Source organism: Streptomyces sp. JLBG701, assembly GCF_058544905.1.
This window is the reverse complement of the sequence record NZ_CM178588.1, coordinates 6,805,749-6,829,419: the sequence shown is the minus strand read 5'-3', so window position 1 is coordinate 6,829,419 and position 23,671 is coordinate 6,805,749. Positions and strand designations below refer to the sequence as shown.

General features: G+C 69.8%; 24 protein-coding genes and 1 tRNA gene. 8 read left to right on the top strand and 17 right to left on the bottom strand.

From position 1 onward, the window contains the following. Nucleotides 1-22 precede the first annotated feature (22 nt). Nucleotides 23-400, top strand: a complete 378-nt coding sequence (locus AC5DRG_RS31675; protein ID WP_491802896.1) for a nuclear transport factor 2 family protein — start codon at nt 23-25, stop codon at nt 398-400. Nucleotides 401-431: 31 nt separating this feature from the next. Here the strand turns inward: AC5DRG_RS31675 and AC5DRG_RS31670 are convergent, their stop codons facing one another. Further along, nucleotides 432-644 carry a hypothetical protein gene (locus tag AC5DRG_RS31670; RefSeq protein ID WP_491802895.1) on the bottom strand — a complete coding sequence of 71 codons (213 nt, stop codon included), beginning with the start codon at nt 642-644 and terminating at the stop codon, nt 432-434. A 187-nt stretch (nt 645-831) separates the two neighbouring features. After that, nucleotides 832-913, bottom strand: a tRNA-Tyr gene (locus tag AC5DRG_RS31665). A 223-nt stretch (nt 914-1,136) separates the two neighbouring features. Between AC5DRG_RS31665 and AC5DRG_RS31660 the strand changes: the two genes are divergently transcribed. Then, nucleotides 1,137-1,625: a YajQ family cyclic di-GMP-binding protein gene (locus tag AC5DRG_RS31660; protein ID WP_491802894.1), complete on the top strand. Its 489-nt coding sequence runs from the start codon at nt 1,137-1,139 to the stop codon at nt 1,623-1,625. A 114-nt stretch (nt 1,626-1,739) separates the two neighbouring features. Here AC5DRG_RS31660 and AC5DRG_RS31655 read toward each other — a convergent pair whose 3' ends face one another. Next, nucleotides 1,740-2,006 carry a GlsB/YeaQ/YmgE family stress response membrane protein gene (locus AC5DRG_RS31655; protein ID WP_491802893.1) on the bottom strand — a complete coding sequence of 89 codons (267 nt, stop codon included), beginning with the start codon at nt 2,004-2,006 and terminating at the stop codon, nt 1,740-1,742. Between the two features lie 196 nt (nt 2,007-2,202). Between AC5DRG_RS31655 and AC5DRG_RS31650 the strand changes: the two genes are divergently transcribed. Then, nucleotides 2,203-3,459 carry an APC family permease gene (locus tag AC5DRG_RS31650; protein ID WP_491802892.1) on the top strand — a complete coding sequence of 419 codons (1,257 nt, stop codon included), beginning with the start codon at nt 2,203-2,205 and terminating at the stop codon, nt 3,457-3,459. 105 nt (nt 3,460-3,564) lie between these two features. On the opposite strand, the gene AC5DRG_RS31645 is transcribed toward AC5DRG_RS31650, so the two are convergent. The 14 genes from AC5DRG_RS31645 to AC5DRG_RS31580 form a co-directional block, all read right to left on the bottom strand. Next, a complete protein-coding gene (locus AC5DRG_RS31645) occupies nt 3,565-4,131 on the bottom strand; it encodes an SMI1/KNR4 family protein (protein WP_491802891.1) in 567 nt (188 codons plus the stop codon). Nucleotides 4,132-4,202: 71 nt separating this feature from the next. Then, nucleotides 4,203-4,721 carry a barstar family protein gene (locus AC5DRG_RS31640; protein WP_491802890.1) on the bottom strand — a complete coding sequence of 173 codons (519 nt, stop codon included), beginning with the start codon at nt 4,719-4,721 and terminating at the stop codon, nt 4,203-4,205. An 85-nt stretch (nt 4,722-4,806) separates the two neighbouring features. Next, nucleotides 4,807-5,199 carry a YccF domain-containing protein gene (locus AC5DRG_RS31635; protein WP_491802889.1) on the bottom strand — a complete coding sequence of 131 codons (393 nt, stop codon included), beginning with the start codon at nt 5,197-5,199 and terminating at the stop codon, nt 4,807-4,809. Next, on the bottom strand, nt 5,196-6,059 hold the full coding sequence (gene htpX / locus AC5DRG_RS31630; RefSeq protein WP_491802887.1) for a zinc metalloprotease HtpX: 864 nt from the start codon (nt 6,057-6,059) through the stop codon (nt 5,196-5,198). Before htpX ends, AC5DRG_RS31635 begins: the two co-directional genes overlap by 4 nt. A gap of 239 nt (nt 6,060-6,298) precedes the next feature. Then, nucleotides 6,299-7,834, bottom strand: a complete 1,536-nt coding sequence (locus AC5DRG_RS31625) for an NADH-quinone oxidoreductase subunit N (RefSeq protein ID WP_491802886.1) — start codon at nt 7,832-7,834, stop codon at nt 6,299-6,301. After that, nucleotides 7,831-9,405, bottom strand: coding sequence for an NADH-quinone oxidoreductase subunit M (locus tag AC5DRG_RS31620; protein ID WP_491802885.1), 1,575 nt, complete (start codon nt 9,403-9,405; stop codon nt 7,831-7,833). The genes AC5DRG_RS31625 and AC5DRG_RS31620 overlap by 4 nt, the downstream gene beginning before the upstream one ends. 6 nt (nt 9,406-9,411) lie before the next feature. Next, nucleotides 9,412-11,406, bottom strand: a complete 1,995-nt coding sequence (locus AC5DRG_RS31615; protein WP_491802884.1) for an NADH-quinone oxidoreductase subunit 5 family protein — start codon at nt 11,404-11,406, stop codon at nt 9,412-9,414. Continuing rightward, complete coding sequence (nuoK, locus tag AC5DRG_RS31610; protein ID WP_491802883.1) at nt 11,403-11,792, bottom strand: NADH-quinone oxidoreductase subunit NuoK; 390 nt, start codon at nt 11,790-11,792, stop codon at nt 11,403-11,405. The genes AC5DRG_RS31615 and nuoK overlap by 4 nt, the downstream gene beginning before the upstream one ends. Next, nucleotides 11,792-12,502, bottom strand: coding sequence for an NADH-quinone oxidoreductase subunit J family protein (locus tag AC5DRG_RS31605; protein ID WP_491802882.1), 711 nt, complete (start codon nt 12,500-12,502; stop codon nt 11,792-11,794). The genes nuoK and AC5DRG_RS31605 overlap by 1 nt, the downstream gene beginning before the upstream one ends. Further along, nucleotides 12,499-13,068 carry a NuoI/complex I 23 kDa subunit family protein gene (locus tag AC5DRG_RS31600; RefSeq protein ID WP_491802881.1) on the bottom strand — a complete coding sequence of 190 codons (570 nt, stop codon included), beginning with the start codon at nt 13,066-13,068 and terminating at the stop codon, nt 12,499-12,501. The genes AC5DRG_RS31605 and AC5DRG_RS31600 overlap by 4 nt, the downstream gene beginning before the upstream one ends. Next, the gene (locus AC5DRG_RS31595; protein ID WP_491802880.1) at nt 13,068-14,036 is read right to left on the bottom strand and encodes a complex I subunit 1/NuoH family protein; all 969 of its coding nucleotides are present in this window, start codon (nt 14,034-14,036) and stop codon (nt 13,068-13,070) included. The genes AC5DRG_RS31600 and AC5DRG_RS31595 overlap by 1 nt, the downstream gene beginning before the upstream one ends. Next, entirely contained in the window at nt 14,033-15,520 is a 1,488-nt protein-coding gene (locus AC5DRG_RS31590; RefSeq protein WP_491802879.1) for an NADH-quinone oxidoreductase subunit C, read from the bottom strand. Before AC5DRG_RS31590 ends, AC5DRG_RS31595 begins: the two co-directional genes overlap by 4 nt. After that, nucleotides 15,517-16,164, bottom strand: coding sequence for an NADH-quinone oxidoreductase subunit B (locus AC5DRG_RS31585; RefSeq protein ID WP_491802878.1), 648 nt, complete (start codon nt 16,162-16,164; stop codon nt 15,517-15,519). The genes AC5DRG_RS31590 and AC5DRG_RS31585 overlap by 4 nt, the downstream gene beginning before the upstream one ends. Next, the gene (locus AC5DRG_RS31580; RefSeq protein WP_491802877.1) at nt 16,155-16,562 is read right to left on the bottom strand and encodes an NADH-quinone oxidoreductase subunit A; all 408 of its coding nucleotides are present in this window, start codon (nt 16,560-16,562) and stop codon (nt 16,155-16,157) included. The genes AC5DRG_RS31585 and AC5DRG_RS31580 overlap by 10 nt, the downstream gene beginning before the upstream one ends. 206 nt (nt 16,563-16,768) lie before the next feature. Between AC5DRG_RS31580 and AC5DRG_RS31575 the strand changes: the two genes are divergently transcribed. From AC5DRG_RS31575 to AC5DRG_RS31555, 5 genes are all read left to right on the top strand, one after another. After that, on the top strand, nt 16,769-17,959 hold the full coding sequence (locus tag AC5DRG_RS31575; protein ID WP_491802876.1) for a sensor histidine kinase: 1,191 nt from the start codon (nt 16,769-16,771) through the stop codon (nt 17,957-17,959). Nucleotides 17,960-18,080: 121 nt separating this feature from the next. Continuing rightward, nucleotides 18,081-19,457 carry a sensor histidine kinase gene (locus AC5DRG_RS31570; RefSeq protein ID WP_491802875.1) on the top strand — a complete coding sequence of 459 codons (1,377 nt, stop codon included), beginning with the start codon at nt 18,081-18,083 and terminating at the stop codon, nt 19,455-19,457. A 248-nt stretch (nt 19,458-19,705) separates the two neighbouring features. Then, on the top strand, nt 19,706-20,395 hold the full coding sequence (locus AC5DRG_RS31565) for a LuxR C-terminal-related transcriptional regulator (RefSeq protein WP_491802873.1): 690 nt from the start codon (nt 19,706-19,708) through the stop codon (nt 20,393-20,395). 267 nt (nt 20,396-20,662) lie between these two features. Beyond that, nucleotides 20,663-22,591, top strand: coding sequence for a 2-oxoacid:acceptor oxidoreductase subunit alpha (locus AC5DRG_RS31560; RefSeq protein ID WP_491802872.1), 1,929 nt, complete (start codon nt 20,663-20,665; stop codon nt 22,589-22,591). Continuing rightward, nucleotides 22,584-23,663, top strand: coding sequence for a 2-oxoacid:ferredoxin oxidoreductase subunit beta (locus AC5DRG_RS31555; protein WP_491802871.1), 1,080 nt, complete (start codon nt 22,584-22,586; stop codon nt 23,661-23,663). Before AC5DRG_RS31560 ends, AC5DRG_RS31555 begins: the two co-directional genes overlap by 8 nt. Nucleotides 23,664-23,671: the final 8 nt, after the last annotated feature.

Genomic DNA, 23,671 nt, shown 5'->3' with positions numbered 1-23,671 from the left:
TGCTGAAGGTGGCTGGGGATTGATGTCCGAGGGGGTACCGGCCGCGCGGGAGGCTTTGCTGCGGCGGATGTACGAGGTCTTCTCGACCGACGAGCGCGACGCCTTCGTCCCGCGCTGCCTGGCGCCGGACGTGGACTGGCCGAACGTCCTGGACGGCGTCCGGCTGCACGGCCGCGAGGAGGTACGGGCGTACTGGGCCCGGCAGTTCGCGGCCGGCCATCCGCTCGTACGACTGGAGGGCCTGCGCCTTGACGAGGACGGCGAGGCGGTGGTGGCGACCGTACGTCCTGGCCTGCGCGACGGCGCGGGCGACGACCTGTGGGCGGACCGGCCGGTCGAGCATGTGTACCGCTTCGACGGGGACGGGCTGGTGACGCGGATGGACGTCCGGGAGCCCTGAGCATCGGACGGTCGCGCCCCTCGTGGGCGCCTCAGAAGAGCGGCAGCTGCCCGGGAAACTCGGCGACGACATACCCGTCCAACGACGGCTGAGCAGCCCCGAGTTGCGCCTGCCTCCGCGACCCCGGGCAGGACACGAGCTCCCCGCTCTCCCGCGCCCCGGGCGGATCATGCCGCGCGAACCGTCCCGCGACGACAGCGATCTCGCGACGACATTCGGGGCAGAGTCTGCGACGAGTGGACATGGGGTCAGTGTGCCCCGGGCGGGGACATCTGCGGCGACGCCCTCTCGCGAGGCGCTGCGGACGGGCCGGGCCCCGCGCCGCATGATCCGCCCCGCTTCCGCCCACAGGGGATCAGCCCAGGTCCACGCAAACGAAGAGACCCCCTCCGCTCTGCGTTTCCGCAGTTCGGAGGGGGTCTTCCCCAGTGTGGCGGCGCCAGGATTCGAACCTGGGAAGGCGAAGCCGGCAGATTTACAGTCTGCTCCCTTTGGCCGCTCGGGCACACCGCCTGGGTTGATGCCCTTCGAACCGCTTTTTGGCGGTGCTCCGTGGCAACGACGTAAACGATACCTGATGCACCGGGGTGCTTCGCCACTCGATTGATCAGCACTCGGAGGGGAGCGGGTGGCTAGGCTTAGCCGGATGCGGCCCGGGACTACGCCGGGCTCGGCGGTCCCCCACGTACGCCGATACGCACCCCGATACGCACCCCGATACAAGGAGCCAAAGGACATGGCCGACTCCAGTTTCGACATCGTCTCGAAGGTCGAGCGGCAGGAGGTCGACAACGCCCTCAACCAGACCGCCAAGGAGATCTCCCAGCGCTACGACTTCAAGGGCGTGGGAGCCTCGATCGCGTGGTCCGGTGAGAAAATCCTCATGGAGGCGAACTCCGAGGACCGGGTGAAGGCTGTCCTCGACGTCTTCGAGTCCAAGCTGATCAAGCGCGGCATCTCCCTGAAGGCGCTGGACGCGGGCGAGCCCCAGCTGTCCGGCAAGGAGTACAAGATCTTCGCGTCGATCGAGGAGGGCATCTCCCAGGACAACGCGAAGAAGGTGGCGAAGATCATCCGTGACGAGGGTCCCAAGGGCATCAAGGCCCAGGTGCAGGGCGACGAGCTGCGCGTCAGCTCGAAGAGCCGCGACGACCTCCAGGCCGTGATCGCCCTTCTGAAGGGCAAGGACTTCGACTTCGCCCTGCAGTTCGTGAACTACCGCTAGGTCCGCGGGAACCGCTCGACGGTTCCGGCACGTTGCTCGTTGCGCGTACGAGGAAGGGTGGGCACCGCCGGGTGCCCACCCTTCTCGCCTGCTGGCTGCGGTCCGGGGGTGTGCTCAGTCGCGCGAGTTGCCGAACAGGAGGCGATAGGCGACCAGGAGGACGAGCGAGCCGCCGATCGCCGCCGCCCATGTGGTGCCGTCGTAGAAGTTCTTGGTGATCGGGTGGTCCAGCCAGCGGGCGGATATCCAGCCGCCGATGAACGCGCCCGCGATGCCGATGACGGTCGTTCCGATGAAGCCGCCCGGGTCGCGGCCCGGCAGCAGGAATTTGGCGATGGCTCCGGCCAACAGCCCCAGAATGATCCAGCCGATGATGCCCATGCCGTGAACCTGCCCTCCCACGCTGTGCCCGAACTGTCCCAGCACTGTGATTTCTGTCCGGGCAGGCTGTGCGGTTGTTGCTCGTCGGTCGCTGTCCTACGCGTCTTAGTGCCGTGCCGTGCCGTGTCATGGCGTGTCGTGAAGAAGGACGTCACGGCTGCGCCCTGCGGTTGCACTGATCAGTAGGGTGCGCCTCATGACACAGTCCGGTTCTGAACTGCGGCGCACTCTCGGGGTCGGGGACGCGGTGGTCATCGGGCTCGGTTCGATGGTCGGGGCAGGGATCTTCGCCGCCCTGGCACCCGCGGCACGCGCGGCCGGGTCTGGACTGCTGCTCGGGCTCGCGGTCGCCGCCGTGGTCGCCTACTGCAACGCCACGTCGTCGGCACGGCTGGCCGCCCTGTATCCGGCTTCGGGCGGCACGTATGTCTACGGGCGCGAGCGGCTCGGCGCGTTCTGGGGTTATCTCGCGGGCTGGTCGTTCGTCGTCGGTAAAACGGCCTCCTGTGCGGCGATGGCGCTGACGGTGGGGGCGTACGTCTGGCCGGAGCAGGCGCACGCGGTGGCGGTCGCGGCCGTGGTCGCGCTGACCGCGGTGAACTACGGCGGCGTCCAGAAGTCGGCCTGGCTGACGCGGGCGATCGTGGCGGTGGTGCTGGCGGTCCTCGCTTCCGTGGTCGTCGTATGTCTCGGGTCCGGGGAGTCCGACGCCGGGCGGCTGGACGTCGGGACCTCGGGCGGGGTGGGCGGTGTACTGCAGGCGGCCGGGCTGCTGTTCTTCGCGTTCGCCGGCTATGCGCGGATCGCGACCCTCGGTGAGGAGGTACGGGATCCCGCGCGCACCATCCCCCGGGCGATCCCGTTGGCTCTGGGCATCGCGCTGGCGGTGTACGTGTGTGTGGCGGTGGCTGTCCTTTCCGTTCTGGGGTCGGGTGGTCTCGGGCTCGCCGGTGCGCCGCTGGCCGACGCGGTGCGAGCCGCGGGCGTGCCGGGGTTGGTGCCCGTGGTGCGGGTCGGTGCCGCCGTGGCCGCGCTCGGTTCACTGCTCGCGCTGATCCTCGGCGTCTCGCGGACGACGTTGGCCATGGCCCGGGACCGGCATCTGCCCGGGGCGCTGGCCGCCGTCCATCCGCGCTTCCAGGTGCCGCACCGGGCGGAGCTGGCCGTGGGCGCGGTGGTCGTCGCGCTCGCCGCGACGGTGGACGTGCGGGGCGCTATCGGCTTCTCCTCCTTCGGTGTGCTGGCGTACTACGCGGTGGCCAACGCGTCGGCCTGGACGCTCGGTTCGGCTCCGGCGACGCGGGTGGTGCCGGCGGTGGGTCTTGTCGGGTGCGTGACGCTGGCCTTCGCGCTGCCGGGGGTTTCGGTCGTCGTGGGCGCGGGTGTGCTGGCGGTTGGCGTGGTCGCGTATGGCGTACGGCGGTGGGTGCTGGGGCGTCGCGGGGCGTCGTGAGATCGCCCGCCGGCTCCGGCTGGTTGGCGGGGCCTTCGTGGGATGTTCATCGGGAACCGAGAGGGTGGCGCATGCGGGACGCCACGGTTGCGGCCACCGTTATGGCTACGGCGCGTCCGCCTGGGCCGTGCGTATCCGGAAGTCGGCCCAAGGGGCCATCTCCAGTTCCTCGTTCATCTCCTCGTACCAGCCTCTGCCGTCGACCCATGCGCTCAGCCAGTCCTTGAGACAGGGCGCGTCCACCAGCCAGGCGTGGTCGGCGTCGTCGGCGTTCGGCTCGAAGAGCAGGACGGTGGGCTCCGGGGCGAGGCAGTCCACGCACGCGTACATGGCGCAGCCCCAGTGGGATATCGGCAGGACGCCTTCGGGCCAGGGCCACTCGGGGTCCCGGCGGCCGCTCTCGCGGTTGGCGAGGTACTGGCGGACAGCGGCGGGCTCGCCGGCGGGCGGGCTGTCGAGCAGGGGCAACAGGCCGTACTCCGGACCGAATCCGCCGTCCCCTATGCGGAGGTAGAGCTCGGCGAGCAACGGGGCCAGGCGGAAGCCCAGAGTGGCCTCGGCGACGGCCAGCGTGGCGGTGTCCACGGGCTCGGGAAGTGAAGGCCAGCCCCATGGACGGGTGTTGTGGGCCTTGGCCTCCACCCGTGTCAGCAACTGCTCGATCTCGGTCATGGATTCATCATGCAGGTCGGCACTGACACTCGGGCCGGCCTGTGGACAACCGACGGGCTGTGGACAACCCGTCACGCGAGGCGGACGTCGACGCCCTTCTCGGTGAGGACGGCTAGCAGTTCCTCGAAGACGGGCGGGCGGTGGTCGGTCTGCGGGGTGGCGCCGAGGCAGGTACGGGCTACCTCGGCGTCGTGCCAGATCAGGGTGAACGGCGGGGCGGCGCCCCAGTGCCCGCAGAGGCAGTCCCGCAGGGCGTCCAAGGCCCAGCCGAAGTAGCCGCCCGGTCCGTTCACGGCCTCGCCGATGGCGCAGAAGAAGCCGGGCTTGTCGGTGATGTGCCGGCCGTCGAGATGGAAGACGGTGCCCGGCGGTTGGTCCTGCTGGCCGTAGACGTGGTTCTCCCTGGCTGTGTGGAGCCAGAACTGGCGACCCTCGGCGTCGCACCCGGCCCAGCGGTTGGGTTCGCAGGGGCGGCCGTCCTCCCACAGGTTCCATACCCCGCGGGCCGCGAGCGGGGGTCTCTCCGACCACGGGTCGAGCGTGAGGTCGACGAGGCCCGGGCCGCGCGCGGAGGGGATCCAGGCCCGCAATTCGCCCTCCGTCGCCGTTGGACTCGGCCTCTCCGTCGTACGCCAGCAGGACGTACTTTGGCGCCGCCACCCCCCGAAGCCTCCGTCAGCGCGAGGCGAACGGCTGGTCCGTAGGCACGATTTCGCGGCCCAGCGGGAGCAGCGAGATCGGGATCAGCTTAAAGTTTGCGATGCCGAACGGGATGCCGATGATCGTGATGCACAGGGCGATGCCGGTGACGATGTGCGCGAGGGCCAGCCACCAGCCCGCGAGGACCAGCCACAGGACGTTGCCGACGCAGGAGGGGGCGCCCGCGTCACGGCGCTCGACGGTCGTGTACCCGAATGGCCACAGGGCGTATACGCCGATACGAAATGCGGCAATGCCAAACGGAATGCCGATGATCGTGATGCAGAGCAGCGCGCCCGCCAGCATGTATCCGAGGAACAGCCAGAAGCCGCTGATGACGAGCCAGATGACGTTCAGAATGGTTTTCACTGGTGGCGACCTGCCATCTTCTCGAGCCGGGCGATCCGCTCCGCCATCGGCGGGTGTGTCGAGAACATCTTGGAGAGTCCCTGCCCCGGGCGGAAGGGGTTCGCGATCATCATGTGGCTCGCGGTCTCGATACGGGGCTCGGGGGGCAGCGGGAGTTGCTTGGTGCCCGCTTCGAGTTTGCGCAGGGCGCTGGCGAGGGCGAGCGGGTCGCCGGTGAGTTGGGCGCCGGACGCGTCGGCCTCGTACTCCCTGGAGCGGCTGATGGCCAGTTGGATGAGGGAGGCCGCGAGCGGCCCGAGGATCATGATCATCAGCATGCCCAGGATGCCCGGGCCGTCGTCGTCGTTCGACCGGCCGATCGGGATCAGCCACGCGAAGTTGACCAGGAACATGATCACGGAGGCGAGGGCGCCGGCCACCGACGAGATCAGGATGTCGCGGTTGTAGACGTGGCTCAGCTCGTGGCCGATGACGCCGCGCAGCTCACGCTCGTCCAGGATCCGCAGGATGCCTTCGGTGCAGCACACGGCGGCGTTGCGCGGGTTGCGGCCCGTCGCGAACGCGTTGGGCGCTTCCGTCGGGGAGATGTACAGACGCGGCATGGGCTGGCGGGCCTGTGTGGAGAGCTCGCGGACTATGCGATACAGCGCCGGGGCCTCGAATTCGCTGACCGGGCGGGCGCGCATCGCGCGTAGCGCCAGCTTGTCGCTGTTCCAGTACGCGTACGCGTTGGTGCCCAGCGCGATCAGGACAGCGACGACGAGCCCCATGCGGCCGAAGAAGCTGCCGATGACGATGATGAGTGCGGACAGTCCCCCGAGGAGTACTGCGGTCCTGAGCCCGTTGTGCCGGCGGTGCACGGTACGCCCTCCAAGTCGTGCAGCAGGGGAACCCTTTGCTTGCTGATCTGTCATGCCACTGGTGCCGTGGTGTCACGTCCAGTGGACCCTCCCGTACTGGTCAACGCCAGGCGAGAGCCACTAGTTCCCTTGTGCGTGCGGGCGCCCGGGTGGGCCGTCCGGGTGACGGGGGTGCTGGCCTGCACGCGCGCGTGAGGGATCTACGGCTCACGCGCGCGTGAGGGAAGCGGCAGGCGGGCTCAGAACAGGCCGGTGTCGGCGAAGCGCAGGACCAGCTGGGGTGCTCCGGACAGGGCGATGCTGAGGACGCCGGTGAGGGCGATCGCGGCCGTGAGGGGGGCCGGGACCCGGTGCTTCGCGGGCTCGCCCTCGGGGGCGCGGAACAGTAGGGCCGTCCACTGGAGGTAGTAGAAGAGCGCGATCACGACGTTGACGGCCATGACCACCGCGAGCCAGCCCAGGCCCGCGTCGACGGCCGCGGAGAAGACGGTGACCTTCGCGAAGAGGCCGATGATGCCGGGCGGGAGTCCGGCGAGGCAGAGCAGGAAGAAGGCCAGGAGGAGGGCGGCCAGGGGGTTGGTCGCGTACAGGCCGCGGTAGTCGGTGATGCGGTTGAGGGAGCTCGTACGGCCCACCAGTGCGGCCACCGCGAAGGCGCCGAGGTTCACGGCGGCGTACATGAGGGCGTACGCGACGGTGGAGCCGATCGACTTCTCGGCGTCCTCGGAGTAGCCGGCGGCCGCGATCGGCACCAGGAGGTAGCCGGCCTGGCCGACGGACGACCAGGCGAGCAGCCGTACCGCGCTGTACGCGCGCGTGGCTTGCTGGCGCAGGGCTCCGACGTTGCCGACGGTCATGGTGAGGGCAGCCAGCACTGCCAGTGCCGGGCCCCAGACATCGGCGTACGACGGGAAGGCGACGACCGTCACCAGGATCAGGCCGGAGAAGCCGACCGCCTTGCCGACGACCGACAGGTAGGCGGCGACCGGGAGGGGCGCTCCCACGTAGGTGTCGGGGACCCAGAAGTGGAAGGGGACGGCGGCCGTCTTGAAGGCGAAGCCGATGAGGGTGAGGACGACGCCGGTCTGGGCGAGCGTGTGGAGTTGTCCGTCGACGTGCTGGATCCGGTCGGCGACCTGGGCGAGGTACAGGGTGCCCGTGGAGGCGTACACGAAGCTGATGCCCATCAGACTGACCGCGGTCGCCGTCACGGATGACAGGAAGAACTTCAGGGCCGCTTCTGAGGACTTCCGGTCGCCGTGCCGGATGCCGACGAGTGCGAAGGCGGGCAGGGAGGCGACTTCCAGTGCGACGACGAGGGTCGCGAGGTCGCGGGAGGCGGGCAGGAGGGCGGCGCCCGCGGCGGAGGAGAGCAGCAGGAACCAGAACTCCCCTTCGGGGAGTCCCTTGTTGGCGTCCTTCATGGCGGTGACCGAGAGGATGGCCGCGAGAAGGGCTCCGCCGAGGACCAGGAACTGGATGACGAGGGTGAAGCGGTCGGCGGTGTAGCTGCAGACGTTCGCCTCGCCGGTCAGGCAGAACGTGGAGCGGTCGGCGTCCAGGAGAGGCAGCAGCGTCAGGGCGGATACGGCAAGGCCGGCGACCGAGGCCCAGCCGAGCAGCGGCTTCTTGGCGTCGCCGACGAACAGGTCGGCCACCAGGACGACGAGTCCGACGACCGCCGCGATGGTGGGCGGCGCGATGGCGAGCCAGTCGACGGACTGGACCACGGACTGGGCCAGGGGCTCCGCCGCGGTCTGGGCCAGGGAGCTCATCGGGGGCCTCCTGCGAGGAGCTGCTGCACGGCCGGGTCGGTCAGGCCGAGAAGGGCCTTCGGCCACAGCCCTGCGACGACGGTAAGGGCGACGAGCGGGGTCCAGGCCGCGAACTCGTACGTCTGGATGTCGGCGAGTTTCGGTCCTTCGTGCTGGGCGGCGCCCATGCAGACGCGGCGGACCACGACGAGCATGTACGCGGCGGTGAGGAGGGTGCCGAACGCGGCGATCGTCATGAAAGTGAGGAACGCGGGGCGGCTGAGGTCGGGGGCGGGCTTGAACGCGCCGAACAGCGCGAGCATCTCGCCCCAGAACCCGGCCAGGCCCGGCAGGCCGAGTGAGGCGACGGCGGCGAAGGCGACCAGGCCGCCGAGGCGGGGGGCCTTGCCGTAGAGCGCGGCGCCGGTCTTGTCGGCGAGGGCGTCGAGGTCGGTCGTGCCCGTGCGGTCCTTCAGCGCGCCTACCAGGAAGAAGAGGAGGCCGGTGATGAGGCCGTGGGCGATGTTGGCGAAGAGCGCGCCGTTCACGCCGGTCGGGGTCATCGTGGCGATGCCGAGCAGGACGAAACCCATGTGGCCGACGGAGGAGTAGGCGATCAGGCGCTTGAGGTCGCCCTTCGCGCCTTCCTTGGCGAGGGCCAGGCAGGCCAGGGATCCGTAGATGATTCCGACGACGGCGAAGGCTGCGAGATACGGCGCGAAGGTCCGCATCCCGTCGGGCGTGATCGGCAGGAGAATGCGGACGAACCCGTAGGTGCCCATCTTCAGCAGGACGCCGGCCAGCAGGACCGAGCCGACGGTCGGTGCTGCGGTGTGGGCGTCGGGCAGCCAGCTGTGCAGCGGCCACATCGGCGTCTTGACCGCGAGCCCGATTCCGATCGCCAGAACGGCGATGACCTGCACGGATGTGGTCAGCGACCGGCCGTTGTCAGTGGCGAGTGCCACCATGTCGAATGTGCCCGCCTTGATTCCGATCAGGAGCAGGCCGAGCAGCATGACCACGGAACCGAGCAGCGTGAAGAGGATGAACTTCCAGGCGGCCTGGGTCCGTTGCTCACCGCCCCAGCGGGCGATGAGGAAGTACATCGGGATGAGGACCATCTCGAAGGCGAGGAAGAAGAGAAGCAGGTCGAGGACGGCGAAGGTGGCGAGGGTGCCGGCCTCAAGGACGAGCAGCAGTGCGACGAAGGCCTTCGGGGACGGGCCCGCAGGCATCTTGAAGTAGGAGTAGAGCGCGCAGAGGAAGGTCAGGAGCGCGGTCAGGACCAGAAGGGGGAGGGAGATGCCGTCGATGCCGAGGTGGATGCGCACGTCGAGTGCGGGGATCCAGCTGATGTCCGTGCTGGCCTGCATCTTCGACGGGTGGTCGTGGTCGAAGCCGAGCGCCAGGACGATCGCGGCGATGAGCACGGCACCGGTGACGGTCACGCCGTGGCGGAGCACCGCCTGCTCGGGCGACTTCCCCTTCAGCCCGGGCGGGGCAGGCAGGAGAGCGGCGGCGGCGCCGAGGAGCGGGCCGACGACGATGAATGCCAGAAGGAACTGCATCACGGACTCGTTGATATCGATCACGCCTGCTCACGCTCCCGTGGCGACGAGGACGACGGCGACCGTCAGGACGACGGTGCCGGCGAGCAGCGCGCTCACATAGGTCTGCAGATTGCCGGTCTGGGCCCGCCGTACGAGGGCACCCAGCAGGCGGGGTGCGGCGCCGGCGCCGCGTACGTAGGTGTCGACGACCTCGCGGTCGAGGAACCGGACGAGGCTCGCGCCGGCCTGGACCGGCCGGACGAACAGCGCCGCGTACACGGCGTCGAGGTGGAAGCCGACGGCCGCGTGGCGGTGCAGCGGGCCGAGCAGGAGGCGGCCCGGGTCCGCCGGGTCGGGCGCCGAGGCCACATCGCCGTATGCGGGGGCGTGACTGGCGATGGCCTCCGCCTCGACCAGTCCGGCGTCGCCTTCGGGGTGAGCGGCGACCGCGCCCAGGGGCACGCGGGCCGCGAGCTCGGTGGTGTGCCGCCAGGCTCCGTAGGTGAGGATGCCGCCGACCAGGGCCACGCCCGTGCCGAGGACGGAGGTGGTCAGCGTCGGGGCGAGGTCGCGGTCGTCGAACCAGTCGGGGAGCGCGCCGTAGGCGAGAGCGCCGAGTGCGAGGGAGGGCACGGCGAGCACCCACAGCACGGCGTTCATGACCACCGGCTGCCTGCCGTGATCGGGGGCCTCGGCGCCCCGGCCCCGGAAGGCGAGCAGCCACAGGCGCATCGCGTACGCGGCGGTGAGCAGCGCCGTGAGCAGGCCTGCGATGAGGACGATCCAGCCCGCTGCGCCGGGGATGCCGTCGGCGTGGCCGGTGGCGACGTGTTCGGCGGCGCCGAGGACGGACTCCTTGGAGAAGAAGCCGCTGAACGGCGGGATCGCGGCGAGCGCGAGGAGCGCCACGGTCATCGTCCAGTAGGCGTCGGGGACGCGGGCGCGCAGGTTGCCCATGCGGGACATGGCGGCCAACGAGTTGGTGCCGGCGGCGTGGATGATCACGCCGGCCGCGAGGAACAGCAGCGCCTTGAAGGCGCCGTGGGACAGGAGGTGGAAGACGGCGGCGCCACGGTCGCCGACGGCGAGGGCGCCGGTCATGTAGCCGAGTTGGCCGATCGTCGAGTAGGCGAGGACGCGCTTGATGTCGTCCTGGGCGAGTGCGGCGAGCGCCGAGCCGGCCATCGTGACGGCGGCCATGACGGCGAGGACGACCATCGCGGCCGAGGAGGCCTCGAAGACCGGGAGGAGACGGGCGACGAAGTAGACACCGGCGGCGACCATCGTCGCGGCGTGGATCAGCGCGGAGACGGGCGTGGGGCCCGCCATCGCGTCGGGGAGCCAGGTGTGCAGCGGGAACTGCGCCGACTTGCCCGCCACGCCGGCCAGGAGCAGCAGGGCGATCAGCGTCGGGTGGTCGATGCCGCCGGTCGCGACGGAACCGAGGACCTTCGTGATGCGGAAGGACCCCGCGTCGGTGGCAAGGGCGAACAAGCCGATGAGGAAGGGGACATCGCCGAGCTTGGTGACCAGGAAGGCCTTGATGGAGGCGGCGCGTGCCTCGGGGGTCTCCCAGTAGTGGCCGACCAGGAAGTAGGAGCAGATGCCCATGATTTCCCAGCCGACCAGCAGCACGATCAGGTCGCCTGAGTAGACGACCAGGAGCATCGCGGAGGTGAAGAGGGAGACGAGGGCGGCGTACGAGGGGTAGCGCGGGTCGTCGCGCAGGTAGCCGGTCGAGTAGAGCTGCACGCAGGTGGCGACGAGGCCGACGAGGACGGCGACGAGGGCGGCGTAGCCGTCGATGTGCAGGGCGAGTTCGATGGGGATCGAGCCGGTGGGCGTGAGCTCGGTGGCGGCGTCGATGGCCTGGTCGCCGCTCTGGCGTACGGCGACGACCGCGGCGAGGGCGAGGGCCGCGAGCGTCGGCAGGACGGCGAGCGGGCGGACGAAGCCGGGGGCCGTGCGGCCGAGCAGTAGGCCGGCCGCGGCTCCCAGGAACGGGAGAAGGGGGACGAGGACGGCGAGGGTGGTCGTGGTCACGCGGTGGCCTCAGCCTTCTCGGCCGCGCCGGCTGCCGGGCCGTCGGATTCGTGGCCCTCGGATTCGTGGCCCTCGGCGGTGTCGCGGAGCTTGTCGATGTCCGCGGTGCCGCGGTTGCGGTGGACGGCGAGGACGATCGCCAGGCCGATGCCGATCTCGGCGGCGGCGATGGCGATGGTGAACAGGGTCAGGGCCTGGCCGGAGTGCAGGGTCTCCGCGGCGGCCTTGCTGAGCCAGACGTCGAAAGCGACGAGGTTCAGATTGACGGCGTTGAGCATCAGCTCGACGGACATCAGGACGAGGATCGCGTTGCGGCGGGCGAGGACTCCGTACAGGCCCGTGCAGAAGAGAAGGGCGGAGAGCACGGCGGGATAGGCGAGGTGCATCAGCGGGCGCCTTCCTGCTCGACCGGGTTGGTTCCCTCGACCGGCTTGTTTCGCTCGACCGGCTTGTTTCGCTCGATCGGGTGATTCCGGGAATCCGGGACAGATGGGGAACTGCCGGTCACGGCTCGGGAGTTCACAGGGGGAGAGCTTGACTCCGCCTTCGCCTTGCGGGACAGGACGATCGCCCCGACCAGCGCGGCGAGGAGGAGGACGGAGAGGGCTTCGAAGGGGAGGACCCAGTTCTGGAAGAGGCTCGCGCCGGTGGCCTCGGTGGAGCCGGCGGCCGGACCGTCCAGGTCGATCCAGGTGGCGCGGAAGGCATCGACGACGACCCACACCAGGGCGGCCGCGGCGGCGACGGCCACGGTGAGGGCGGCCCAGCGGTTGCCGGAGTCGGCGTCCGGGGAACGGCCGATGGGGGCCTTGGTGAGCATCAGACCGAAGAGAAGGAGGACGACGACGGAACCGACGTAGATGAGGACTTGCACCCAGGCGATGAACTCGGCCGTGAGCAGGAGGTATTCGACGGCGATGCCGCCGAGGGCCACCACGAGCCACAGAGCGGCGTGCACCAGCTGCTTGGTGGTGACGGTGACGAGTGCGGCGCCGAAGGTGACCAGGCCGACGAGGAGGAAGGCGATCTCGACACCGGTCGGGGAGAGGAAGCCGTGCGGGGCGGTGGCGGTCACGGTTGCTGCGGCGAGGGTCACGACTGTCCCTCCTGTGGCTCGGTCGACTCGGTCGGCTCGGCCAGCGCGGCCGCCAGCTTCTCGGCGGTCTTGCGGGCGGCGGCGAGCTCCTTGGGTTCCTCGGCGGCGGGGTCGAGGGCGGGCGGGGCCGGGACCGTCCACATCCACTCGCGGAGTTTGTCGCGCTCGTGGGTGAGTTCGTGGATGTCGGTCTCCGCGTACTCGAACTCCGGGGACCAGAACAGGGCGTCGAAAGGACAGACCTCGATGCAGATACCGCAGTACATGCACAGGGCGAAGTCGATGGCGAAGCGGTCGAGGACGTTGCGGCTGCGCTCGCGGCCACCGGGGGCGGCGGGCGGGACCGTCTCCTTGTGGGAGTCGATGTAGATGCACCAGTCCGGGCACTCGCGGGCGCACAGCATGCAGACCGTGCAGTTCTCCTCGAACAGGCCGATGACGCCTCGGGTGCGGGGCGGTAGGTCGGGCTGGGTGTCCGGGTACTGAGCGGTGACGGTCTTCTTCGTCATCGTGCGGAGGGTGACGGCCAGGCCCTTGGCGAGGCCCGCACCGGGGATCGAGGCCATCAGAGGAACACCACCTTCACGATGCCGGTGAGCGCGATCTGGGCGAGAGAAAGGGGGACAAGGAGGGTCCAGGCGAGCTTCTGGAGCTGGTCCTCACGCAGACGGGGGTAGGTGACGCGCAGCCAGATCACAACGAAGGCGAGTACGGCCGTCTTCAGCAGGGTCCAGACCCAGCCGAGGCCGTCAGCACCCCAGGGGCCGTGCCAGCCGCCCAGGAAGAGGACGGTGGTCAGGCCGCACAGGACGACGATTCCGGCGTACTCCGCGAGGAGGAACAGAGCGAAGCGGAGGCCGGTGTATTCGGTGTACGCGCCGAAGATGATCTCCGAGTCGGCGACGGGCATGTCGAAGGGAGGGCGTTGCAACTCGGCGAGGCCGGCTACGAAGAAGACGATTGCGCCGACGATCTGCCAGGGCAGCCACCACCACTCGAAGGCGGCGACGATGCCGGGGAGGGAGACCGTGCCGGCCGCCATGGCGACGGAGGCGGCGGTGAGCAGCATCGGGAGTTCGTAGGCAAGGAGTTGGGCGGCCGTGCGGAGGCCGCCGAGGAGGGAGAACTTGTTGGCCGACGCCCAGCCGGCCATGAGGGAGCCGAGGACGCCCACGCCCATGACGGCGAGCACGAAGAAGATGCCGGCATCGACGACCTCCCCGACCGCGCCCTCGCCCGGGCCGATCGGGATGGCGAGAAGGACGAGGAGGTACGGGAGGAGGGCTACGGCGGGGGCGAGTTGGAAGATACGTCGGTCCGCGCCGGCCGGGACCACGTCCTCCTTCTGCGCGAACTTCACGCCGTCCGCGACGAGTTGGGCCCAGCCGTGGAAGCCGCCGGCGTACATCGGGCCGAGGCGGCCCTGCATGTGGGCCATCACCTTGTGCTCGGTCTGACCGACGATCAGGGGGAAGGTGAGGAAGACGACGAAGACGATCAGGAGTCGCAGGGTGACGTCGAGCGCGTCGTTCACTGCGGGCCTCCTGGAGGGTCGTCGGGGGTGCGGGGTTTGGAAGGCTTGGGGGGCTCGGGGGGTGAGGAGTCGGGGGCCGGGGCTTCGGTGGCCGGCGCCTCGGTGGCCGGGGCTTTGGGGCTCCGGTCTGCTGGAACCCGGTCGTCGACGGTCGGGTTCTCGGGAGCCGTCCCGTTCTCGATGCCCTGGACCTCAGTGTTCCGGCCCTCGGCGGTCGGCCCCTCGGAGTCGGGTTCCTCGGTGGCCGGTTCTTCGGTAGCCGGCTCCTCGGTAGGGGATTCGGCGTCGGTCGACGGTGTCGGGGCCGGGGTGGCCTTCGGCGACGGGGCTGGTGTCGGCGTGGTCTCCGTCGGCGGTTGCTCCGCATGGCGCGACGCCGGGGTCGGCTCGGCGGACTTCGGCTCGGGTTCGTCGAAGGCGGGCCGGGCGTGGTGCCAGGGGGCGTCCGCGCTGCGGGGGGCCGTCGGCGGCTTGGGGCTGCTGGTCTCCTCCGTCGCCGGGGCTTCCGTCGCCGGGGTCTCGGCCACCAGGGCCTCCGACGCCGAGGTGTCGGTGACTGCGGCCTCCGTCGCCGGGGCATCCGTCGCCGAGGTCTCCGTCACCCGGACCTCTGTCACCGGAGCCTGGTCCACCGAACCCTCCGTCACCGCGGCCGGGTTCACCACACCTTCCCGTCCCACGACCGAGTTCCCCGAACCCTCCCCTCCCGAGGCCGGACCCAACGAACCCTCCCCCGCCGTCCCCTCTGTTGCCGGCGTACCCGCCGTCTGGCTGGCCGAGCCCTCCGAAGCCGTGCGGGCGCGGCGCACCGGACGCTCGCCGGCCGCACGCACCGGACGCTCGCCGGGTGTGCGGGCGGGACGATCGCCGGCCGCGCGGGCCGGGCCTCGGGCTGGGCGGGCCGGGGCCGGGGGAAGTTGGCCCTTTTGGGGTCCCCATTCGTTCGGGTCGGGGACGCCTGGGGGGAGCATTTGGCGGCGTTTGGGGGCGCCGTGTTCCGACTCGCCCGGTTCCTTGGCGCCGGGCCAGGCCTTGACTACGCGGGCGGCGAGGACGAAGTCCTTGCGGAGGGGGTGGCCTTCGAAGTTCTCCGGGAGGAGGAGGTGGTCCAGGGCCGGGTGGCCCTCGAAACGCACGCCGAACATCTCGTGGGTCTCGCGCTCGTGCCAGGCCGCGCCCGCGTACACGTCGACGAGAGAAGGGAGTACCGGGGATTCGTGCGGGACTGTCGTACGTACGAGAAGACGGCGGACCGGCGACAGGGCCACGACATGGGCCGAGACGCGGAAACCCGTGCCCGGTTCGTCGACCGCGCTCAGCCAGTCGAAGTAGGTGCAGGACAGGTCGTCGCGGGCGATGCGCAGGGCGTCGGTCCAGGAGGTGGGAGGTACGTCGACCGTGAGGATGTCGTAGGACTCCTCGGCCGTGGCGTTCGGGCCGAAGAGTTCCTCGGCGGGGGCCGGCAGCCAGCCGACGGACGTCATCGCTCCTCCCCCGCGATCGGCGACGCGGTCCCGGCCTCGGCCGGGGGCCGCACCAGGTCGCTCTGGAGGGCGGCCGCCGACGGGCGGGTCGCGCCGGAGCCGCTGCCGTACCGCTCCGCCAGGGACTCCCGGGCGATCTTCTCCTGGAGTTTCAGGATTCCCTGGAGCAGGGCTTCCGGGCGGGGCGGGCAGCCGGGGACGTAGACGTCGACCGGGATGATCTGGTCGACGCCCTTCGTCACGGAGTAGGAGTCCCAGTACGGGCCGCCGCAGTTGCTGCAGGCGCCGAAGGAGATGACGTACTTCGGCTCGGGCATCTGCTCGTACAGGCGCTTCACGGCCGGCGCCATCTTGTCCGTGACCGTGCCCGACACCACCATCAGGTCGGCCTGGCGCGGGCCGGGCGCGAAGGGGATGACGCCGAGGCGGATGAAGTCGTGGCGGGCCATGGAGGCCGCGATGAACTCGATCGCGCAGCAGGCGAGGCCGAAGTTGAAGACCCAGAGCGAGTAGCGGCGGCCCCAGTTGAGGACGACCTTCATGGGCTCGGGGGCCAGGCGGGCGAGGGCGCCCAGCCGTTTCGGCTCCGGAAGCAGCACGGGCTCCGGAGGAGTCGCTGGAGTCGCTTCTGGCGTCACGTCCATGCCAGGACGCCCTTCTTGTATGCGTACAGCAGGCCCACGGCCAGGAAGCCGAGGAAGATGAACATCTCGACGAGGGTCGTCGCGCCGTAGCCGTCGGCGGCGAAGACCGTTGCCCAGGGGAAGAGGAAGATCGAGTCGACGGCGAAGATGACGTACAGGAAGGCGTAGACGTAGTAGCGGACCTGGGTGTGGGCCCAGCCCTCGCCGACGGGGTCGACTCCGCACTCGTACGTCAGGAGCTTCTCGGGGGTGGGGACCACGGGCCGCAGCAGACGGCCGGCTCCGAACGCGACGGCGACGAACAGTACGCCGACCACGGCGAGCAACCCGACGACCGAGTAGGACTGGAAGTACTCCGTCGCGACTACGACGGTCGAATCACGCACGTCCGTCCGCACGTCCGTCCCTCACTCCCTGACCTCGTGACTCACGTGACCCAGGTGAACCCTGCGTTCGACGATCTGTACGCACGGGAGTCTAGGCCCTGATAAAGAGACGGTAAGCAGGCCGTCACACCTCGGTATGCGGGGGTGGGGTTTTCCCCCGTCGATCCCTGCGGTCGACCTCATGGCGCCGGGGCGCGCCGCGCGGCACGCTAGCCCATATGACCGCACGCATCCCCGCCACCGGCACAGCCGGCTCCGGCGCCTCCGACCGCCTTCCGCCGGTCCGTTTCGCCTACGACGGACACACCTGGAAGGAGATCGCGTATCTGCTGGCCAACCTGCCGATGGCGCTGTTCGGCTTCGTCTACGTGGTGACCGTGGTGTCCACGGGCGCCTGGCTGACCTTCACGGTCATCGGGTTCCCGCTGCTCGCGGCCGGTCTGATGGGCGCACGGCAGATCGGCAAGTTCGAGCGGGGGCGGGCGAGGATGCTGCTCGGGCTGCGGATCGACGAGCCGAGCCCGTTGCCGCTCCGCAAGAGCGGCGGGACCCTGCAGCAGCTGTGGATGATGGTGAAGGACCCGGTCGGCTGGCGCACGGTGCTGTACGACCTGATACGGCTGCCCTGGGGCATCGTCACCTTCACCGTCGCGCTGACCTCGCTGTTCGTGGCGTGGCCGGTGCTGCCGTTCATCGCGCGCGGGCTCACCAACGCCGACCGGGCGATGGTGCGCGGGCTGCTGTCGCCCTCCGACGAACTGGAGCGGCGTATCGCCGAGTTGGAGTCCGACCGGGGGGTCGTCGTCGACACGGCCGCCGCCGATCTGCGGCGCATCGAACGCGACCTGCACGACGGCGCGCAGGCCCGCCTCGTCAACCTGGCCATGGGGCTCGGCCTCGCCAAGGAGAAACTCCTGGAGGACCCCGACGCGGCCGCCGTCATGGTCTCGGAGGCGCACGGCGAGGTGAAACTCGCGTTGCAGGAACTGCGCGACCTCGCGCGCGGCATCCATCCCGCGGTGCTGACGGACCGGGGCCTGGACGCCGCCCTGTCCGCGGTCGCCTCCCGCTGCACCGTGCCGGTCAAGGTGACCGCCGACCTGGATGCCAGACCGGCCGCCGCGATCGAGGGCATCGCCTACTTCACCGTTTCCGAGCTCCTCCAGAACATCAGCAAGCACAGCGCGGCGAGGTCCGCCTCGGTCGATGTGTGGCGCTCGGACGACCGGCTGCTCATCCAGGTGTGGGACGACGGCCGCGGCGGCGCGCGCCTCGACGGCGGCACCGGCATGAAGGGCCTCGCCGACCGCCTGGACGCGGTCGACGGCCTGTTCGTCCTCGAATCACCGCCCGGCGGCCCTACGACCGTCACCGCGGAGCTGCCCTGGCGAGAGCGGGAGATCTACTAGCGGCAGGTAGGGAAAACCCCCCGCCCAAGACGCCGACGAACTCCATGGTCCGCGCCGCCGACGCCCAGCAGTGTGGAGGTACGACACCACAGCCGCACGACGACTAGAACGGACGACGCCGATGGCCACGGAGTACGGACAGGGACAGGGGTACGGGTACCAGGACGGGCCCGGATTCGGTGGGCCCGGATTCCGCGAGGCGGGCGCCGGGGAGCCGCGGCACCGGATTCCCGCCGGGCTTCGGGCACCGTTCGAGGCGCGCACCTGGCGTGAGTTCTCGTACGTGCTGCTGAGCCTGCCGATCAGCGTCCTGCTCTTCACGTTCGCCGTCACGATGGTGTCGTTGGGGGCGGGGCTGCTGGTGACGTTCCTCGGGATCCCGGTGCTGGCGGCGGGGCTGGCCGGGTGCCGGGGGTTCGGGGCGGTGGAGCGGGCGCGGGCGCGCCGGCTGCTTGGCCTTGAGGTGGCCGAGCCGGAGCCCTTGCGGGTGCGGAAGAACGGCCTGATGGCCTGGATGGGGGCCGTCCTCAAGAGCGGCACGTCGTGGCGGAACCTGCTGTACGCGGTGCTGCACCTGCCCTGGGCGGTGTTCTCCTTCGCCGTCGCCGTGAACTTCTGGGTGTACGGCTGGGCGCTGCTGACGTATCCGCTGTGGTTCTGGCTTTTCCCCATGTACGGCGGGCAGGACGGACTGCAGCTCTACGGCGACCAGACCCACCGGATCTATCTCGACAACCCCTTCGAGATCGGCGTGACCGCGTTGGTGGGGCTGTTGTTCACGCTGGCCACGCCGTGGATCGTGCGGGCCTTGACGATGGTGGACCGGGTGATGGTGCACGGGCTGCTCGGGCCGTCGCGGCTGGCGACGCGGGTGGTCGAGCTGGAGTCCGACCGGGGCGTGGTCGTGGACGCCGCGGCCGCTGACCTGCGGCGTATCGAGCGGGATCTGCATGATGGGGCGCAGGCTCGGCTAGTGGCGTTGGCCATGGATCTGGGGCTGGCGAAGGAGAAGCTGGCGGAGGATCCGGAGGCGGCGGCTCGGATGGTGGACGAGGCGCATGGTGAGGTGAAGACGGCGTTGCAGGAGCTGCGGGATCTGGCGCGGGGGATTCATCCTGCGGTGCTGACGGATCGGGGGCTGGATGCGGCGCTCTCCGCGGTGGCGTCGCGTTGCACTGTGCCGGTACAGGTGGAGGTGGATCTGCCTCAGCGGCCGGCGCCGGCCATCGAGGGGATCGCGTACTTCACGGTGTCCGAGCTGTTGCAGAACATCAGTAAGCATTCCAGGGCCACGTGGGCGGGCGTGGATGTGTGGCGGGTGGAGAACCGGCTGATGTTGCAGGTCGTGGACAACGGGGTGGGCGGTGCGGATGCGGGCGCCGGCTCCGGGCTGGCGGGGCTTGCGGGGCGGCTCGACGCGGTGGACGGGATTCTGGTGGTGGACTCGCCGGTCGGGGGGCCGACGAGGGTCACCGCGGAGTTGCCTTGGCGGGGGTGACGCATTGAGGTGGGCGGCGGGAGGTTTGCGCCCCCGCCGCCCTCACCCGTCCCATCCTCCAGGGGCGGCGCCCCTTCGACCCCGCCCCTTCGACCCCGCCCCCTGGACCCCGCCCTCTGGACCCCCGCTCCTCAAACGCCGGAGGGGCTGGATTTGCGGCCTAATCCCGTTGCCCAGGCGCACCCGCGTCCGAATGCTGGAATGCTGGACTGTGCCGTTTGGGCGGGTCGTGTGGGTGGGCGTGGGCTATGGGGGGCCGAATCATCGTGGAGGACAGGGTGCGGGTGGTCATCGCCGAGGATTCAGTGCTGCTCAGGGAGGGCCTGACCCGGTTGTTGACCGACCGTGGGCACGATGTCGTGGCGGGGGTCGGGGACGCCGAGGCGCTGATCAAGACCATTGCCGACCTGGACGCGCAGAGCGCGCTGCCGGACGTCGTCGTGGCGGACGTACGGATGCCGCCTACGCACACGGACGAGGGGGTGCGGGCGGCCGTACAGCTGCGCAAGGCGCATCCCGGACTCGGTGTGCTCGTGTTGTCACAGTATGTGGAGGAGCAGTACGCCACCGAACTGCTGGCCGGTTCCAGCCATGGCGTGGGATACCTGCTCAAGGACCGGGTGGCCGAGGTGCGGGAGTTCGTGGACGCGGTGGTGCGGGTGGCCCGGGGAGGTACCGCACTGGACCCGGAGGTGGTCGCCCAGCTGCTCGGACGCAGCCGGAAGCAGGACGTGCTCGTGCGGCTCACCCCGCGGGAGCGGGAGGTGCTGGGGCTGATGGCCGAAGGGCGTACGAACTCGGCGATCGCGAAACAGCTGGTCGTGAGCGACGGGGCGGTCGAAAAGCACGTCAGCAACATCTTCCTGAAGCTGGGACTGTCGCAAAGTGACGGGGATCACCGGCGCGTTCTGGCCGTTCTCACCTATCTGAACTCCTGACCGCCTGACAGCGTGTCACTCGAAGAGACCTGAGAGCCGAAGACCAGACGAAGTCCAACCGAAGAACCATCCAGCAGCGGGGAGCGTCTTCAAAGGAAGCGCCGGGGGGCGAGAAATCATGACAAGTCAGGGCGACAGGCCGTCTCAAAACGCCATCCATCATGCGAACGTCCGAGGGAAGGCGACCCTTACGGACGTAGGGTTGATCCTGGGAAGGCCTGCGGGAGGGCCGCTCCCCGACAGCCGCCCCGAGGGAGGTCCAGTTCAGTGACCAGCCAGGTCAGCAGCCCAGCGGAACAGGCCGACGAAACACTCGTAGGAGAGCAGCGCAAACCGGCCGGGGCGAAGGACGTACGCCGCCTCGACCGGGTGATCATCCGGTTCGCGGGGGACTCCGGTGACGGGATGCAGCTCACGGGTGATCGTTTCACCTCCGAGACCGCGTCCTTCGGGAACGACCTTTCGACCCTTCCCAACTTCCCCGCCGAGATCCGAGCGCCCGCAGGCACCCTGCCGGGCGTTTCGTCTTTCCAGCTGCATTTCGCCGACCACGACATCCTCACTCCGGGCGACGCGCCGAACGTGCTGGTGGCGATGAACCCCGCCGCGCTGAAGGCGAACATCGAGGACCTGCCGCGCGGGGCGGAGATCATCGTCAACACGGACGAGTTCACCAAGCGGGCGATGCAGAAGGTCGGTTACGCGGCCAACCCCCTGGAGGACGGCTCCCTCGACGGCTACCACCTGCACCCGGTGCCGCTGACGACGCTGACGGTCGAGGCCCTGAAGGAGTTCGACCTCACGCGCAAGGAGGCCGAGCGCAGCAAGAACATGTTCGCGCTCGGGCTGCTCAGCTGGATGTACCACCGGCCCACCGAGGGCACCGAGAAGTTCCTGAAGTCCAAGTTCGCCAAGAAGCCCGACATCGCGGCCGCGAACATCGCCGCGTTCCGCGCGGGCTGGAACTTCGGCGAGACGACCGAGGACTTCGCCGTCTCCTACGAGGTCGCGCCGGCCGCCACCGCATTCCCCGTCGGCACCTATCGCAACATCTCCGGGAACCTCGCCCTGTCCTACGGACTGGTCGCCGCGTCCCGACAGGCGGACCTGCCGCTGTTCCTCGGCTCGTACCCGATCACCCCGGCCTCCGACATCCTGCACGAGCTGAGCCGGCACAAGAACTTCGGCGTACGGACCTTCCAGGCCGAGGACGAGATCGCGGGCATCGGCGCCGCCCTGGGCGCGGCCTTCGGCGGCTCGCTGGCCATCACCACCACCTCCGGTCCGGGCGTGGCGCTGAAGTCCGAGACCATCGGACTCGCCGTCTCCCTCGAACTGCCCCTGCTCGTCATCGACATCCAGCGCGGCGGGCCCTCCACCGGTCTGCCGACCAAGACCGAGCAGGCGGACCTCCTCCAGGCCATGTTCGGCCGCAACGGCGAGGCGCCGGTCCCGGTGATCGCGCCGCGCACCCCGGCCGACTGCTTCGACGCGGCGCTGGAGGCGGCGCGGATCGCGCTGTCGTACCGCACGCCCGTGTTCCTGCTCTCGGACGGCTACCTGGCCAACGGCAGCGAGCCCTGGCGCATCCCGGACGTCGACGAACTCCCGGACCTGCGCGTGCAGTTCGCCCAGGGCCCGAACCACACCCTCGACGACGGCACCGAGGTCTTCTGGCCGTACAAACGCGACCCGCAGACCCTCGCCCGCCCGTGGGCGATCCCCGGCACGCCGGGCCTCGAACACCGCATCGGCGGCATCGAGAAGCAGGACGGCTCGGGCAACATCTCCTACGACCCCGCCAACCACGAGCTCATGGTCCGCACCCGCCAGGCCAAGATCGACGGCATCGACGTACCGGATCTGGAGGTCGACGACCCGCACGGGGCGCGGACCCTGGTTCTGGGCTGGGGCTCGACGTACGGACCGATCACGGCGGCCGTACGACGTCTGCGCGGGGCCGGGGAGTCGATCGCGCAGGCCCATCTGCGCCACCTCAACCCCTTCCCGCACAACCTCGGCGCGGTCCTGAAGGCCTACGACAAGGTGGTGATCCCCGAGATGAACCTCGGTCAGCTCGCCACCCTGGTCCGGGCGAAGTTCCTGGTGGACGCGCACTCGTACAACCAGGTGAACGGTATGCCGTTCAAGGCTGAGCAGCTCGCCACGGCTCTCAAGGAGGCCATCGATGGCTGAGACGTCCACGGAAGGCACGGGCACGATCGAGGCGCTTTCGCTCGTTCCCAAGGCCGAGGCCCGCCAGTCCATGAAGGACTTCAAGTCCGATCAGGAAGTGCGCTGGTGCCCCGGCTGCGGTGACTACGCGATCCTGGCCGCCGTCCAGGGCTTCATGCCGGAACTGGGGCTGGCCAAGGAGAACATCGTCTTCGTCTCGGGCATCGGCTGCTCGTCCCGTTTCCCGTACTACATGAACACGTACGGCATGCACTCCATCCACGGCCGCGCACCCGCGATCGCGACCGGACTCGCCTCCAGCAGGCGGGACTTGAGCGTGTGGGTGGTGACCGGTGACGGCGACGCGCTGTCGATCGGCGGCAACCACCTGATCCACGCCCTGCGCCGGAACGTCAACCTGAAGATCCTCCTCTTCAACAACCGGATCTACGGCCTGACGAAGGGCCAGTACTCCCCGACCTCCGAGGTCGGCAAGATCACGAAGTCGACACCGATGGGCTCCCTGGACGCGCCCTTCAACCCCGTGTCCCTCGCGATCGGCGCGGAGGCGTCCTTCGTGGCCCGCACGATCGACTCCGACCGCAAGCACCTGACAGAGGTGCTGCGCGAGGCTGCCGCCCACCCCGGCACCGCTCTGGTCGAGATCTACCAGAACTGCAACATCTTCAACGACGGCGCCTTCGAGGCCCTGAAGGACAGGCAGTCGGCGGAGGAGGCGGTGATCCGCCTGAAGCACGGCGAGCCGATCCGGTTCGGGGCGGACGGTTCGCGGGGCGTGGTGCGGGATGCGGCGACGGGTGACCTGAAGGTGGTCACGGTGACGCCGCAGAACGAAGACCAGGTCCTCATCCACGACGCCCACGCCACATCCCCGACCACCGCCTTCGCCCTGTCCCGCCTGGCCGACCCGGACACGCTGCATCACACGCCGATCGGGGTGCTGCGGTCGGTGGAGCGGGCGGTGTATGACACGCAGATGTCGGACCAGTTGGATTCGGCGATTGAGCAGAACGGGAAGGGTGACCTGGCGGCTCTGCTGGCGGGCGGGGATACCTGGACTGTCGTGGGCTGAGCGGCGGT